We start from the raw sequence: 16768 nt of genomic DNA, 5'->3' as shown, positions 1-16768 counted from the left end.
AAGTAGTATTTTACAACTGCTTTTTTATTCTATTATAGAATATAACTTCTCAATATTATTGACTGTATAATCAGCAATACTATCCGTCCCATCTCCATCAGTTAAAAAACAAGTATGTATCCCAGCATTTTTGGCTGATAGAATATCCAAATCCCTATCTCCAATCATTATTGCTTCATCATGCATGATATCATATTTATCAATAAGATAATTAATAGCATCGGGACTAGGCTTCCTCAGAAATCCATTTTGTGATGTAATGAAATCAGTGAAATACTCATACATATGATATTTCTCCAAAAACTTCAATGCTGATTCACCTCTATGTGTATATAAATAATTATTTCTGTCAGTAGTGTTAATATATCTACATATCTCCTCTATCCCATCAAATGGTTTACATAACTCCATTTCCGTGATTCTTCTCTGCTTAGTATATCTTTGTATGAATTCATCATCAATATCATATATTTCTTTGTAGTGTTGTATTGTATGAGATATTGACACTTTCATATATCTTAGTATCTCATCCATTGACTCCTCTATTCCCTCTTGTTCTAGTTCTTTTTTAAAAGCCTTAGCCATTACTGGATATGTATCGAATAACGTACCATCAAAATCCCAAATAATATGTTTATACACTTATGTTCACTCCCATGTTATATTTTTTTGAACTATTCTACTGGTTTATATCTGTCACAATATTCTTGTCTTGCTATTTCAGTATATTTCATGATGAAGTCTGACTTAGCGTTAGTATATCCATCTCTATTATGCTCATATTTTTTCTGTAATCCCAGTTTCAGTTTTCCGTATTCTTCAGCAACATCTTTATGTTCTATAAGATAATCCCTATAATATAATTCTTTCCAATTATCACAATAACGTACATGCAAGTGATACACTTTTTCTGCGAATCCTTCTTTCGTATATCCTTTGTTGAATACCAAACTCATATATGGTTCTTCTTGAGATGACATCAATATCCAACCGTTATTGCAAATGATATCTTTTATATCTTTTATGTTACTTCCCTTTTTTACTTCCAATAAAATATCAACTGTAGGTTTTGCAATCAATCCTTCAACAGCAGTACTTCCAATGTGATTAATACGCATAATATTTTTCTTGTCAATAAAACTAAGAAGATGTTGTTTTTCTATTTCATACCAATTTTTATAGTCTTGATTATGTTTTTTAAGGATGATAGGAAATAATTTCCATAATTCTTCTAGAGTCATTTCTGATAGTTCTTTACTCATACATACCTCCCGGCTAATATTATTTTTAATGTTTATCTCTATCTATGATTTTATACTATACATAAGCATTAATCAATATCTCAACTTTCCCACTTCGATATTCTATGTAGGAAAGCTAATTAAAAGGCTTTGTATAATAAAAATAATTTGCTCATCAATTACTTTTTCAATCTTAATAATTTTGTATTTAAAGATAATATAGCAACCCTATAAAATCAGTGATATAATAATCTTGTATAAGTAATTTATTTTTTATACTTTTTGATGAGATTAGATTATAAACATATCATTTCTCACAACAAAAAACTAATTGCTTTATTTGTTCCGTCTTTTTTTGATGGATAAATGACGGGAGTAAATATTTATATTGCTCTATAATTTTAATTGGAAGGAAGGTTTATAATGGATTGGATCGATCGACTTAATGAGGCTATCGACTATATAGAAAAAAATCTTGATAACGAAATTAGCAATGATGTTTTAGGTAAAATCGCCTTATGCCCCATGGGAACATTACAAAGAACTTTTTCTTTGATGACAGGAATTACAATTTCAGAATATATTAGAAGAAGAAAACTTACTATGGCAGCTTTTGATTTACAATCAACAGATTGTAAAGTCATTGATATCGCTATGAAATATGGTTATACATCATCTGATGCTTTTTGCGTAGCTTTCAAAAGAATGCATGGAACATCACCCATAAATGCCAAACACCAAAACATTAGACTGAAATCCTATCCTCGCTTATCCTTTACACTTAAAATAGAAGGAGAAATAGAAATGGATTATCATATTGTTGAAAAAGAAAGTTTTAAGGTTGTAGGGAAAATAGTAACTTCTACTTCAGAAGAAAACAAAGTTCCCGCTTTTTGGAACCAATGTAAAGAAGACGGTACCGTTGACAAACTTATCAATATTAGTGTTGATTCTACTACTATTGGCATGTGTTTTGGCTATAATGATGAAGGACTAAACGATTATATGGTAGGTGTTGAAACCAATCATGAACCTATTGAAGGAACTAAAACCATTGAAGTTACTAAGAGTACTTGGTTAGTTTTTGAATCTATAGGTCCAATACAGCCAAATCTTGGCAATACTTGGGGTAGAATTTATGGTGAGTTCTTACCACAAAGTACTTATAAACAAGCTTGTCTACCTACAATTGAGAAATACTTCGGTGGTAACGTTAATGCAGATGATTATCGTGTAGAAATATGGATACCTATAATCACTAAGTGATATCTTTCAATTGATAACTTTTGTTATGAAACGCTCCTATTTCATATGCTTAAAAATAGAGGTTTCCTCTAAGATAATTTAGCGAGTATTCATAGATAAAAATACTCGCTTCTTTCATCAAGTAATTTCAGGGGATTTCAATATGAGTACTATCTGTTCCAAGAATTTTCACACCATCTTTTTCATTACTTCCCACCGAAACAGTAATATTAAATTTATCAGTTTCTGAGATTTCTTCATCTTTATCCGCAACCAATTCAATGATAACTGTTCCTGTACCTCCTCCAGTAGGTATATAACTATACTCTGTTCCTATTTCTATATAACTATACCAGTCATATTTTTCTGATTTAGTATTAAATTTCGCTACATGATCTTTAGGTATTGCCTCTGCCTCATGTTTATTTTCTGGATAACTGCTTGTAATACTTGATACATTCCATTTTTTTGGAATATAGATAATAACTCCTCCCCAATCATCTGGATCGATATCAACATATGTGACGATTTGAATGCTTTCTGGTATTTGTTCGGTTCCTCTTATAAATATTGTTCCTTTTGCTGATGTATTCATATTAGTTGATTCAGTTCTTACACTAAAATCTACAGATTTGATTATATTTTCATTAACTACAACTTTATTGGAATTACTACTTCGATAACAACCGCTAAATAATAGGATACATATTATTATAACAAAATGGGAAATTATATATTTCGATTTAATTTTCATCTCTACCTCCTTAAGAGAAATATTCTCCATAAAATATAATTTTTGCATAAATTTTATCTAGTAGAATTATTTTAAATACTATTAGCTTAATTAATGAAAATGAATATCATTAACTCTTTTATTATATCAAAATATAATTACTCTGTATATTAATGTTAATGATTATCCTCACCTTTTGCTATCACCCTCATATATTTATATTAGGTTCATTATTACAACTAAAAACTAAAAAAGGAGGCAATAAAATGAGTGATTTATATAAACTAGGTCAATCTAAGCAAGCTAATCTAGAAAATGTTGGCGAAGAAATAAGGCTTGACTTACAATTATCAGAAGATCCATATATAAACACTGGTTCAATATCTGGAACAATTAATGATCCTGGTGGAAATCCCGTTGAAGGTGTATTGGTTAAAATCCTAAATAATAATCATGACCCATTATATCATACCTTAAATAATGAAAATGGTTATTATTCTATTAGTGCAATTACTCCAGGTTCAGAATATCATCTTGTTATTGTTAAAGACGGTTATCTTCTTAATGTAGTAACTGTATTCTCTATAGTTGCAGGTCAAACAATAGATATAGATGCTACGATTACACCCGACCCTAGTGCACAACTATCTACTATCACAGGTCACTTGTATGATACCAGTGATGTTCCACTTGAAGGAGTATTATGTACTTTACTAAAACTAGATGGAGGCGAAGAGATACCTGTAGGTATAACTTCAACCAATGAATACGGGCAACTTGTATTTGTTGACGTAGAATTAGGCAATTACATTGGAAGGGCAACAAAACAAGGCTATATACCAGCTATAATAGAAATCCAAGTAACCACACCAGGGTCAATTATAGATCTTGTAGGTAATCTGGAAACATCACCAACAGAATCACAAGGTACCATAAACGGTACTATAACTGATGATGATGGTATTGGTATTGAAGATGCAGTTGTTATATTGTATGAAGTTTCAGGAGACCCTGAAGATCCAGTACTCTATCCTGTAAGATGCACAAGAACTATCGGAGGTGGAGCTTATCTCTTTGGTGACGTTCCACAAGGTAATTATGTAGTAAAAGCAAATAAAGAATCATAAAAAAAAGTGAGGTGATACAATGTCAGAAAATAAAGATCTCTATATCTTAGGGCAATCTCAAGAAGGCTCTATTATAGATATAGGTCAAGAGATTCGAATTGACTTGAAACTAGAAGATAATATCATTGGAGATTCTGGTACGGTTTTTGGTAAAGTATTAGATATAGATGGTGATGGTATACCAGGTGTAACAATAAAATTGACAGATGGAGATTTAAATCCCGAGTACCACGTTGTTACTGACTTTGCTGGACAATATACGATAGATGATGTAGAAGCGAATAAGCAATATCTTATACTTGCTGTTAAAAATGGTTTTGACCTAAAACAAGGTACTCCATTCATAATGCAACCCCAGCAGCAAATCGAGAGAGACTTCGTACTGACTTCTTCTCCTGAAGAAGATAATTCTTTAGTAGCTGGAGATATCATTAATGCTGATGGAGAAAAACTCCAAGGTGTTACTGTAAGATTATATGATAATATTGGTGCAGAACCAGTATTATTGAAAACAACTCATACCAATGAATTCGGTCAATACGCTTTCTTTGATATTCAACAAGGAAATTATCTTATTACAAGTTCACTACTTGGTTATTATACTACAGAAGTATCATTTATTATAGAGCAACAAGATAAAGTCAGAAATATTAACTTGACAATGCTTGTAGACCCTGAAACCAGAAAAGGAACAATAAATGGTATCATTAATGATTCAGAAGGCTTACCTATAGCCGAAGCATTTGTTATATTATTCCAAATCTACGAAGACTCGGAAGAAAGGGAATATTTAGTTCCCATAAGAAAAACTCTGACCAATAACGATGGATTATATCTGTTTGAGCAAGTTCCTGAAGGTCACTACAAAGTTAAAGCAAATAAGCTAAAAACTGATGTATAGAACTGTTCAATAGATACAAAACAAAGAGGCTACGCTTCATAAAAGATTCCAAGGAAAATAAAAAGTATATTTTCCTTATTCTATTAAAAAATTCTGTTGAATACAGTATCAATAGAATCAAATATTATAGTTACTCCAAATAAATGGCATATATTATTTATGCCATTTATAATATATTAATAGGAAATTTAATTTATGATAGTGATGATATATAGATTAATTATCATTATTAAATAATATATGTGAGGTCTTAATATGGATAAATATATATTGGCTCAATCGGATGTAGGAGTCATTACAGAAGATTTTCCTGAAATAGTTCTAAACCTTCAACTTGAGAAAAACACTTATTACAAGAATTCTCTTATATATGGATGTATAACAGACTTATGTAGAAGACCTATAGAAAATGCAAATGTCATGTTTTTCAATAAAAACGATAAAAAAATAGGTTCTGTATATACCTCCAAAGATGGAAGATATAATTACTATGGGGTTAAACATAAACATGAAGCAAGAATCGTGATTAAGAAATTAGGATATAAAACCAACATTAGTGAATTATTGGAAATATGCAGTAAAAGATATAGATACAATGTAGCACTTAAGAAACTTCCCATTTCAAAGAAAGCCCTTATCTCTGGACATATTAAGGATAAATACAATAATCCTGTAGAAGGAATTATCGTATATCTATTGACTGTTTGTTGTTCTAATAGTAAATGTATATTTAAAACAACTGTTTCCAATGAATATGGTCAATTTGTTTTTTCTGGCATTCCACGAGATGAATATATGGTATATATTAATGATGCTAATTATACTACATACAACAAATATATAGAACTCATTGATTCAAATAGAATATACAATATAGATGTAATTCTTAAACCGAAAAGATCATCAACTAGAATAACAGGTCAGATAACAAATAGTAAAGGTAAAATGATTTCTAATGCGGTAGTAGTCTTATATAAAGTTGAAGACAATAAGAAACTTATTCCGATAAAATATACAACTTGTGACGAAGATGGAAGATATGTCTTTACAGATATCCCTTACAGCAATTATATAGTTAAAGCAAAATAATTAACTACGAGAATACATTATCTAATACAATATATATAATGAAATAATTTTAATAGAAAAAAATTGCTGTAAAATACACTGTTTATTTTACAGCAACATTTCATATTAACTATTGGGGTATATAAATATTTATATAATTATACTCATATATTATGCTTTTATAGCCCAACGCATTTTAGTAGAACGAGCACGACTATTAATGCGACATTCTTCTGCTGACGGTCTAATAATCTCAGGAGCAATTTCTTTGTAGACGCCCTCACGTAAAAACCGCTTAAAAGACTTTTTAACAAGACGATCTTCTCCTGAATGAAAAGATAATATAGCAACACGTCCCCCTTCAGCAAGAACATCAGGTAACTTCTCCAAAAATTCATATAAGGCTTCATATTCATTATTAACATCAATTCGTAATGCCTGAAAAGTACGTTGGCAAGATTTTTTTATCTCTTCTTTCTTTTTATCTTTTGGAATGAAATCGAGAACATCTTTGATTATATTTTGGAGCTGATTAGTTGTTGAAATATCCGTTCCTTTTTTTATTTCTGAAGTTATAGCACGAGAAATTTCTTCAGCATATGGTTCATCCGCATTCTCTGTCAACATACCTTTTAACTCATCTTTTGAAATATTTTTTAATCTTTCTGCAGCAGAAATTCCTTTTTTAGGATTCATACGCAAGTCTAGTGGTCCTTCATTTTTGTATGAGAATCCTCTCTCGGGATTATCTATCTGCATTGAAGATACACCTAGATCAGCTAACACGAAATCCAACGGTCCTGACTCTGCTACTACTTGATCTATATTAGAAAAATTCAATTCCTTGATAGTTAAAATCTTATCATCATATCCTAACTTCTCTAATCGCTCTCTAGTACGTACTATCTCAATAGGATCTACGTCTAATGCATACAAATGTCCCTTTAACTCTAGACATTTTAGCATCTCTAATGAATGCCCACCATAACCCAGTGTAGCATCCAATCCTACTTTTCCAGGAGTGATTTTCAAGAAATCCAATATCTCTTTAACACATATGGATATATGCATACCTGCTGGTGTACTTCCCTTACTTATTACTTTTGCCACAGTACCAGAATATTTTTCTGGCTGTAGTTCCTTATATTTTTCTTTATACGATCTAGGATGAGTCCCTTTATATCTAATACGTCTCTTGTGTTTCTGCTCTTGCTTTTCCATGGTCCAACCTCTCTTTTATTATTCTAACAAGTACACCTTATGAATTATCATATATAGTCTATATGACTTTCTTTATCTATGCCTTATCCAACTAATCATTCCATACCTATTTACACGTATCATTGCTTTTGTGCGATTAAAAGAAATCTATGCTCAGTACCTTCAATGAAACCTTTTTCATCAATATCTTCTTTTATTTCACATAAATTATCGAAATATTTATCCACTGAGAATCCAGGAAATTCCCATTCAATAATTTTTGCAAAATATACCAAAGCACCTACATCATAAAAATATATAGGAGTATATATTTCTTGGGATTCCAATATTTTGAATCCGTGCTTTTTCAATGCATTTTCGTTATTGATTAATGTATGTTTAGGAAATTGTGGTTGGAAATCATCTATCAATCTATTTGACAGATCATAATCATTTTCTCCACCAACCTGTTGGGTAATAAAATACCCTTCCTTCTTTAATATACGACTTACCTCAGAAGAATCAAAGGATTCATGTCGGTTAATTATCATATCAAAAGTGTTTTCAGCAAAAGGTAGTTTATCATCTTCATACACCTGTTTTACAGTAATTCCCTTGGGTTCAAGCTTTTCTTTACAAAGCTTGACGTTTGGAGGATACCCTTCAGTAACAGAAGTTAAATGATATGGATGATTGAGAGTCAGTATGAACTCACCTCCACCAGTGCCCATATCCAATAACCTATAAGTATCTTTTAAATATGTCAATACAATAGAACCATAATCCCATGGCAATTCCTCACAGTCCCATCTTCCTTTTATATATGAGAAATCCCATCCTTGAAAACTATGGGCTTCTTCAGATTTCCAATAACACTTCAATTCTAATGAATTCATAATAACTGCTCCTTTTCATTATTTGGTTTATATGCCTATAAACGGTGCAGTTAACTGATAACATATTACATATCCTCGGCACAATCTGCTATCAGATTATATTAACTGCTCCGAGGAATTAAATCGTTCTATTCTCATTAACGAGTTCACCTCTTTCAAATAACATTTTTATCTATCAGTACACTAGATATTAGACTCCTTCCATATTTTCTAGTCCCCAATCATACATCAAATTCAAATTGGTATTTTCTTTCTTTGATTTTTGGCATCAATACTCTCCTTTTTGATAGTATCTAACTAATAAGTGCATACTTGTATAATATACGAAACTATTTTATGATTATTATAACAGTTCGATTATAAAAATAAAAGGAGCGATTGATTATGGAAAAGCTAAAATTATTGGAAGACTATCTCCTAGTTCATTTGGTTGGGAACCATGGAAATTTTTGTTCCTTTTTCATCTAAATCATTCATCTCTTTAATAAACGAGACACTCATCACCACAGCTACAATTGTAGTCAATATATCTGCTGTAGGTTGAGCAAAGATAAATCCATCAAATCCAAATAGAGTGTTGAATATGAAAAGCAAAGGCATATAGATAATCAACTGTCTTCCTAAAGCCAATAACATAGATTTAAGCGCTTTACCAGTGGCCTGGAAAGTTACCATCATGGTAAATTGAAATCCGATAAAAGGTACGCACCAATTGAACGCATGAAGTATTTGTGTACCTGCTTCAATAGTTTCTTTATCGTTAATGAATAGACCCACTAAATTCCCCCCTAACAAACCAAAAAGAAATGTAAAGAAGACTGAGATAAATGTTGAATAGATAATCGTGTAGATAAATCCTTTTTTCAATCTTGAAAAATCATTTGCACCATAATTATATCCTGCAAAAGGTTGATACCCTTGTGTTAGTCCCATAACCAACATGACTACCATGTTGGATACTCTTAAAAAGATTCCGTTTGCAGCAACTATAATATCTCCATATCCTACTGCAATAATATTTATCACAATGAAAGAAACACTCATTACCGCAGTAGAAAGCGCAGCTGGTATACCTATCTTGAATGTTTCTGAATAAATAATTTTACTTGGTTTGAATTGCTTTGGATGTATAGATAAAATTGTTTTCTTCCCCATAAAATGTATAATGAAATATAGAGTTCCTACAATTGCACCTATAACTGTAGCCCAAGCAGCTCCAGCTACTCCCATATCTAATACTAAAATAAATATAGGATCAAGAATAATATTAAGACAAATACCAAGCAACATTCCGAACATTGCACTTCCTGTTGCACCTTCACTCCTCACTAATCCCGACATGGCTGTTTGAAGAATTAGAGGTGTAGCGAAAGCGACAATTATTGTATAATACTCTTTTGTAGGTTGGTATGTGTCTATACTTGTTCCTATCACCCCAAGTATCGGTTCTCTAAAAACAAGTAACAATATGGTAAAAATCACACCTATGAATATGGCAGTATAGAATGCGACTGAATTAGCATGATTAGCTTCTTCCTTATCTTTCCCCCCTAATTTTCGCGAAATGTAACTTGATGTACCATTGGCAAAAATATTACCTATAGCTTGATTCAACATAAATATTGGTGTGGCAAGACTAAGTGCCGCAATAAGATTAGGGTCATTGGTCTGACCAATGAAAAAAGTATCTGTCAAACTATATATCATTTGTACTGCCATAGCTATCATTGTTGGTAAAGCCAACTTCCATATGGCACTCCTTACTGGAGTACTTTCCATTAATTTAATTCTACCTTGTTCCATCATATTCCTCCTTCATTAGAATCTAGTAAATATAATAGTCTTATTAGTTCTATATAGAACTATTTATATAAAATTATTGTACTATATAGAACTATATGTATAAAATAATATTATATTTATGACTCCAATTCTTTCCTTATCTTTTTTATCATAGCTACAAATTGTTCTTTTTCTTCTGAGCTTAAAGCTTTATCGAAACACTCGTCAATAGTATCGGTCACGGCTTCATTATTTCGTTCGAACTCCATGCTTCTCTCAGTTAGAGTAACTTTCTTCTGTCTTGTATCCTTCAGCATTTTCTCTCTTCTTATCAATCCCTTCTTTTCCATTAATCTAAGATTTGTTGATATAGTTGACCTAGCTAACGAAAAGAAATCTTCTATATCGCGTTGGCAAATATCTTTCTCACGATTATTATATAAAAAATTGATAATTAATCCATTTTGACCAGATAGATGTAACATATTCTCGGTTGGATTGTTTTTCTTCAATGAATACTCAACTTTACGATTGATTATATTAGTTACTGCGATTAGTTCTAATCCAACATTGATTCCTTTCATTAGGATCACCTCTGAAATAATATTGTTCTATAACGAACAATATTATTATATATTTTAATAATTACTTTGTCAATATCTCATAGCCATATAGCAAAATCATTATATTCAAAAGTACCGCTTCCGTGGTGTAATTTGTCCTTATCATTCAATTCATTAAATGCTTTCTTCATATCTTGAAGAATAGACGGTTTTATATCTAGATTATGATGTGCTGGAAATACCCTATTCACTGGTAAAGCTGCAACTCTATCTATAGATGATAGATATGCCTTCGGATCAGTTGATGGAAAATAAGCGAATAATGTTCCTATATAAACCAGATCTCCAGTGAAAAGATATTTACGATCTTTTTCATAGAAACACATATGACCTGGTGAATGTCCAGGTGTATGTAACACCTCAATACTACGTCCTCCAATGTCAATTACATCATTATCCTTTAGTACCCTTGTAGCAGTACCTTGAAAAAACTTATAATCATCAATATTAAAATCCTCTGGCAGATCGCAGTCCTCAACAACAAAACCTTTTACTTGTTCCATAGTCAATGGAAATTCACCTGCAAGCCAATTGACCTCATCTTCGTGTACATAGAAATCATGGAAATATTCATGCCCTCCAATATGGTCCCAATGCACGTGAGTAGCAACAGCTATTATAGGTTTATCTGTTAATTTAATAACTTCTTCGTAGATATTCTTGATACCAAGACCTGTATCTATCAATAAACTATAAGTTGTCCCGTTTAGCAGATATGCATGTGATTCTTCCCAGTGCCTATACTCACTAATTATATGGGTATCTTTGTCAATTTTTTCAATTGTAAACCAATCGTTCATAATTTTCCTCCTTGATCGTAGTTCAATATTATTTATTTTGTAAAGATGTTATACATAAACATATAAATTAATATAGATTTTTATTTATGAATAATCAAATTAATTTTACCATAAACATCATAACAAATCATCTTTGTTATGATAACTGAAAAACAAGATCTTCTTACGACTCATATATGTCTCCTATAAATCTCAGGTTTAATTTTCCAGTTGATTAGTTTACATAATATCTGGTAAAATATTATAAAAATGCTTAATACATATAATACTTACTAAAAGGGAGGCTTTTTATGGTTACAAAATTTTATAAGGATTTGACAAAGATACTTGCCAGCATCTTAATTATTGGTTTCGCATTATTTAATGCTGAAACAGTAAACGCTGCTACCCTTCAAGACATTGATTCAAGTTCTGATTATGCAAAACAAGCTATTCTATCACTAGCTGACAAAGACATTATCACTGGTGATGGAAACGGTAATTTCAATCCCCAAAACACTGTTACAAGAGCTGAAATGATTACAATGATAGTAAGAGCTCTTGAAGTGGACACGACTGACGTTCCTGATACACCTACTTTTCAAGATATCCCAAAAACACATTGGGCATATAATTATGTAGAAGCAGCATATAGAGAAGGTATTGTCAAAGGATTATCCAAAGATACATTTGGTAAAAATGGTCAATGTACACGTGAACAGATGACAGTTATGTTTGTACGCTCATTAGGAATATCCAATAAGAATAGTAAATTTACTAATATTTATAATCTTGCAGATAAAGATATGATTTCATCTTGGGCAAAAGATGCTGTAGAATTTTCTCTTGCATCTGGATTGATGAACGGAACAAGCGATGCTACATTCTCACCAAGAGGTAATGCACAGCGTCAACAAGTTGCTGTTGTTATCCACCGTCTGATCAATAACAAAGAAAATATCTTGGAATCTGCAAATGAAACAAATGATAATTCAGAGGATATAAAATATACAGAACTTTACGAGGCTCTTTTAAATATTGAAGAAAGTGCAACCTTTAATATGAGTTCTATACTAGAAGTCAAAGGAACAACAACTGAAGAAACAGTATCTATAAAAAATATTGGAAATGGTGTGCTTAAGGGTACAGATCTAAAAATGACTTCAACTATGTATTTAACTCAAAAAGATTTAACTATTCCTTATTTAACAGCTGATATAATTATAGTAGATGGTAAATTATTTGCAAAAGAAGCTGGTTCTGACATTTGGGTTGAATCAACTGATAATGATTTAGCAGAATTAATATCTATTGAATCTGATGACTTATCCCCAAACAATGATGAACTTGTAGATATCTACAATGATTTGCCCATAGAAAAAGGTGAGACAGTAGAAATCGGTGGTGTGAATACTACGAAATATACATTATCTCTAGACATGGATACTATTATGGAACTATATCCTGAAGATTTTAATGATATAGATACAGATACACAGGAAATCATTGATAATATGAATTTAATTTATAATATGGAATTCTATGTAAACGAACAGAATAAGCTTCAAAAACAGATATTTAAATCACATATGCAAAACGAAGAAATAACTTCTGATTTAGTAATAGAGTATACTGATTTCGGAATTGATGTTGAGATAACTGCACCTAGCCTTGAAAATATTTACGTTGATACAAAAGAAGTCATTATGTAATTTGTTAAGACAATTATATACCATCAGCACTTACATTATTTTATTATTGTAAGTGCTGATTTACTATTTAATAGCTTTTTTATGTAATTAACAATGATAGCGAACCTAATTATTGTTATTGCTGTCATGAATCATAATAAAATCTATTTTGTTTTACAACTCCACTTCTCGTATAGTTCAGGTTTCCTATCCAACTTGAAATCTCTCTTCTTCATTGATGTTTTTGAGTAATTTCCTTTCTCGACTTCAAATATTAACATGGATTCATCATTTCCCCTATCGCATTCTATCATATCTCCATTGGGGTCATAACAAATCATGCCTCCCCCTCCATTATCAAAGATAAGATTGTTGGCAGCAACATAGACACGATTATCGTATGCTCTAGCTACAAGATATTTCTTCCAAGAATCTACCCTCTTACTGGAATCATTTGGTACTGCAGAAGGAGCCAATATAAGATTGGCACCAGATAGTGCCATGTAAGTTGATAATTCTGGGAAATGAGTATCATAGCACATCATAATACCGAAAATCAGGTCGTTCTTCTTGAATACTTTAATTTCTTCACCAGCTGTGACGAAACATCTTTCCTTATTGCCAATATGAATTTTATGGTAACTGTCTATATCTTCATCAATAACGAATTGGGCTAGATAATATTCATCTAGCAATTTCTCGATACCTCCAATGACTATAGTTATATTATTTTTATTAGCTTCTATCCTTAATCGTTCTATATATGATTTATGCTTGGTAACTTGCCATTCCAGATTTTCGAAGGTGTATCCGCATAGTGCCATCTCTGGGAAACATATTAGTTCGACATTCTGTTCTATAGCTTCTTCAATAAATGATAATATTGTCCTGAAATTGCTTTCCATTTCATTAATAACTGGTTTTGTTTGTACCATAGCTATTTTCATCAGCGAACGATTCCAATCGTAAAATATGGTACTTTTTCATTTAGATAATTGATATCTTCTGTAATATATTCATTATCAAGTCCGATATTAGTCAAGAATGTGACACTACGCTTTCCTTCATTTATCAGCTCTTTTAATAATTTCTGATTAGCACAGACTTTCATGACAACAATACTATCATGTATATCAAATACCATCTTGATTTTATCTTCATCATCTGTCATATTAACAACAGCCATTGATTCCCTTTCAATACAGAGAGGTTTTCTACTTATTGCTGCCCCATTAAGAAAAGATGGTATACCAGGTATATAATTAACTTTCTCAAAATACTCACTTATGTATGTAAACGTACAGTAGATCATAGGGTCACCAAGAGTAAGATAAACTATTTTCTTACCTTCCTGTAATTGTTGATTTATGTTTTCCCCATGTTTTTTGAAGATACTCTCCACATAGTCTTTATTCTGTTCTAAATTGATCATTGGAAAATATAGATACAGTACCTTATCCATATCTTCTATATATTTTTTTGCAATATCAAGGGCTGTACTTTTTGTTGAACCTTCTTTTTTCACTGGTACTAGAATGATGTCTGCCTCTTTAATCATACGTACTGCTTTTACAGTTATTAATTCACTGTCTCCAGGACCTACTCCAATCACAGTTAATTGCATAAGTAATCTCCTTTCCTATTCACTCTAAAAGTTTCTTCATTAATTATACCATCTATCTTTTATTCTACAAGCAAACTTAATTTATTTTCTATTATATATATATATTGAATCAAAACATGCACTATCATTCAATTGAAAATTATTGCTATAATTATATTTTTAACTATTTTATGTAATTTAGGTGATTGTGACATTTTGCAATATATTTCTACATATTAATTACTATATTTAATTTTATTAGTTTAGCACATGTCATATTATGTAATTTAATGCCATTTTATAAAATATTAGCAAGAATTTGCAAATAAACTTTCTTCAATATTTATTAATTATTTTCATAAAAAGTCAAAATAATTAACTCAAATTATTTAAATTATATTTTATTTATTGTATAATTTATATATTGCATTCAATTATATATACAAATAAATGTTTTTATAATTGATTTATTAGCTATTTTTTTTATAATTTGGGAGGGTATTATTATGAAAACTAACAAAAAGTCAATTCTATTCCGTTTTGATGGCAAACCATCCATAAAAGATGTTGCACCATTAGGACTACAGCATGTTATTGCAATGATTGTAGGCTGTGTCACCCCAGCTCTTATTATTGCAGGTGTTGCAGAACTTAATCCTAGTGACAAAGTTTTATTAGTTCAATCTTCATTATTTTTTTCAGGAATAGCTACATTAATTCAAATTTTTCCAATAGGTGGTATTATTGGCTCAAGACTACCTATAATTATGGGGGTAAGTTTCGCATATGTGCCTACATTAACAGCTATAGCTGGTGAATTTAATATAGCTACATTATTTGGTGCTCAAATAGTAGGTGGTTTAGTTGCAATATTATTCGGTGTTTTTCTAAAGAAACTATCTCATCTGTTTCCACCTCTTGTCACAGGTACAGTCATACTTTCAATAGGTCTGTCCCTTTACCCCGTTGCTATTAAATATATAGCTGGTGGTGCTGGTTCACCTGATTTTGGCTCTCCTCAAAACTGGATAGTCGCAATGATAACTCTTGCTGTTGTAATATTTTTCAATCATTTCACTAAAGGGACTTTGAAACTTGCATCTATTCTGATAGGTATGATTGTGGGATATATAATTTCTATATTCCTCGGAATGGTATCTTTTGATGCTGTTAGAGAAGCAAGTGTATTTCAAGCTCCTAGGTTTATGCATTTCGGCATTAATTTCAACACTACAGCAATCGTATCTATGGTTATTATGTATATTGTCAACTCTGTTCAAGCTATTGGTGACTTATCTGCTACAACAGGGGGTGGTATGGACAGACTTCCTACTGATAAAGAACTATCTCACGGAATTATAGGTAATGGTTTCACAGGTGTAGTTTCTGCATTCTTCGGATGTATGCCAACTGCAACCTATAGCCAAAATGTGGGTATAGTCACTGTAACTAAAGTTATAAATAGATGGGTATTTATTTTTGCATCTTTCATTGTTATTTTAACAGGACTTATTCCAAAATTTGCTTCAATACTTACAACAATCCCTCAATGTGTGCTCGGAGGCGCTACTATATCAGTTTTTGCTGTAATAACAATGACAGGAATCAAAATGATTGCGGCTAGTGATCTTAACATGAGAAATTCTGCGGTTATTGGACTTTCTGTTGCTTTAGGAATGGGAATCGTACAAGTTCCTGATTCACTTGCGTTATTTCCATCATGGTTTATATCAATATTCGGAAAATCTTCTGTTGTTGTAACTACATTGGTTGCTATACTGTTGAATCTTATACTTCCTAAGAATAATACTAAAGATATTTCAACTGATACATCAGAAGAAATTGAGTCAGATATAAAAAAAATAGGATAATTATGTTT

The 16768-nt window shown here is 31.2% G+C and carries 16 protein-coding genes; 6 read left to right on the top strand and 10 right to left on the bottom strand.

Annotated features, from left to right (window positions below; all coding sequences use genetic code 11):
- Positions 1-24 precede the first annotated feature (24 nt).
- Positions 25-642, bottom strand: a complete 618-nt coding sequence (locus QMG30_RS10710) for an HAD-IA family hydrolase (protein WP_281815232.1) — start codon at positions 640-642, stop codon at positions 25-27.
- Between the two features lie 32 nt (positions 643-674).
- On the bottom strand, positions 675-1262 hold the full coding sequence (locus QMG30_RS10705; RefSeq protein ID WP_281815230.1) for a GrpB family protein: 588 nt from the start codon (positions 1260-1262) through the stop codon (positions 675-677).
- A 402-nt stretch (positions 1263-1664) separates the two neighbouring features.
- On the opposite strand from QMG30_RS10705, the gene QMG30_RS10700 reads away from it, so the two are divergent.
- Positions 1665-2507, top strand: coding sequence for an AraC family transcriptional regulator (locus QMG30_RS10700; RefSeq protein ID WP_281815227.1), 843 nt, complete (start codon positions 1665-1667; stop codon positions 2505-2507).
- A 127-nt stretch (positions 2508-2634) separates the two neighbouring features.
- On the opposite strand, the gene QMG30_RS10695 is transcribed toward QMG30_RS10700, so the two are convergent.
- Positions 2635-3240: a hypothetical protein gene (locus QMG30_RS10695; protein ID WP_281815225.1), complete on the bottom strand. Its 606-nt coding sequence runs from the start codon at positions 3238-3240 to the stop codon at positions 2635-2637.
- Between the two features lie 245 nt (positions 3241-3485).
- Here QMG30_RS10695 and QMG30_RS10690 point away from each other — a divergent pair, with 245 nt between their 5' ends.
- The 3 genes from QMG30_RS10690 to QMG30_RS10680 all read left to right on the top strand — a co-directional run bounded on the left by QMG30_RS10690 (position 3486) and on the right by QMG30_RS10680 (position 6336).
- Positions 3486-4346, top strand: coding sequence for a carboxypeptidase-like regulatory domain-containing protein (locus QMG30_RS10690; RefSeq protein WP_281815223.1), 861 nt, complete (start codon positions 3486-3488; stop codon positions 4344-4346).
- A 19-nt stretch (positions 4347-4365) separates the two neighbouring features.
- Positions 4366-5247 (top strand): MSCRAMM family protein, encoded by an 882-nt coding sequence (locus tag QMG30_RS10685; protein ID WP_281815222.1) that lies wholly within the window; start codon positions 4366-4368, stop codon positions 5245-5247.
- Between the two features lie 255 nt (positions 5248-5502).
- Positions 5503-6336 carry an MSCRAMM family protein gene (locus tag QMG30_RS10680; RefSeq protein ID WP_281815221.1) on the top strand — a complete coding sequence of 278 codons (834 nt, stop codon included), beginning with the start codon at positions 5503-5505 and terminating at the stop codon, positions 6334-6336.
- Positions 6337-6486: 150 nt separating this feature from the next.
- On the opposite strand, the gene rsmH is transcribed toward QMG30_RS10680, so the two are convergent.
- From rsmH to QMG30_RS10655, 5 genes are all read right to left on the bottom strand, one after another.
- Entirely contained in the window at positions 6487-7536 is a 1050-nt protein-coding gene (rsmH, locus tag QMG30_RS10675; RefSeq protein ID WP_281815220.1) for a 16S rRNA (cytosine(1402)-N(4))-methyltransferase RsmH, read from the bottom strand.
- A gap of 119 nt (positions 7537-7655) precedes the next feature.
- Complete coding sequence (locus QMG30_RS10670) at positions 7656-8411, bottom strand: class I SAM-dependent methyltransferase (protein ID WP_281815218.1); 756 nt, start codon at positions 8409-8411, stop codon at positions 7656-7658.
- A gap of 417 nt (positions 8412-8828) precedes the next feature.
- A complete protein-coding gene (locus tag QMG30_RS10665; RefSeq protein WP_281815216.1) occupies positions 8829-10214 on the bottom strand; it encodes an MATE family efflux transporter in 1386 nt (461 codons plus the stop codon).
- A gap of 116 nt (positions 10215-10330) precedes the next feature.
- Positions 10331-10777 carry a MarR family winged helix-turn-helix transcriptional regulator gene (locus QMG30_RS10660; protein ID WP_281815214.1) on the bottom strand — a complete coding sequence of 149 codons (447 nt, stop codon included), beginning with the start codon at positions 10775-10777 and terminating at the stop codon, positions 10331-10333.
- A 77-nt stretch (positions 10778-10854) separates the two neighbouring features.
- Entirely contained in the window at positions 10855-11616 is a 762-nt protein-coding gene (locus QMG30_RS10655) for an MBL fold metallo-hydrolase (RefSeq protein ID WP_281815211.1), read from the bottom strand.
- Between the two features lie 290 nt (positions 11617-11906).
- On the opposite strand from QMG30_RS10655, the gene QMG30_RS10650 reads away from it, so the two are divergent.
- Complete coding sequence (locus QMG30_RS10650) at positions 11907-13307, top strand: S-layer homology domain-containing protein (RefSeq protein ID WP_281815210.1); 1401 nt, start codon at positions 11907-11909, stop codon at positions 13305-13307.
- 143 nt (positions 13308-13450) lie between these two features.
- On the opposite strand, the gene QMG30_RS10645 is transcribed toward QMG30_RS10650, so the two are convergent.
- On the bottom strand, positions 13451-14233 hold the full coding sequence (locus tag QMG30_RS10645; RefSeq protein ID WP_281815208.1) for a nitrilase-related carbon-nitrogen hydrolase: 783 nt from the start codon (positions 14231-14233) through the stop codon (positions 13451-13453).
- On the bottom strand, positions 14233-14910 hold the full coding sequence (gene cobI, locus QMG30_RS10640; protein ID WP_281815205.1) for a precorrin-2 C(20)-methyltransferase: 678 nt from the start codon (positions 14908-14910) through the stop codon (positions 14233-14235). Before cobI ends, QMG30_RS10645 begins: the two co-directional genes overlap by 1 nt.
- Positions 14911-15395: 485 nt before the next feature.
- Here cobI and QMG30_RS10635 point away from each other — a divergent pair, with 485 nt between their 5' ends.
- A complete protein-coding gene (locus QMG30_RS10635; RefSeq protein WP_281815203.1) occupies positions 15396-16760 on the top strand; it encodes a uracil-xanthine permease family protein in 1365 nt (454 codons plus the stop codon).
- Positions 16761-16768: the final 8 nt, after the last annotated feature.

This window comes from Vallitalea longa (genome assembly GCF_027923465.1).
Lineage (GTDB): Bacteria > Bacillota > Clostridia > Lachnospirales > Vallitaleaceae > Vallitalea > Vallitalea longa.
This window is presented reverse-complemented; position numbering and strand designations above follow the sequence as displayed.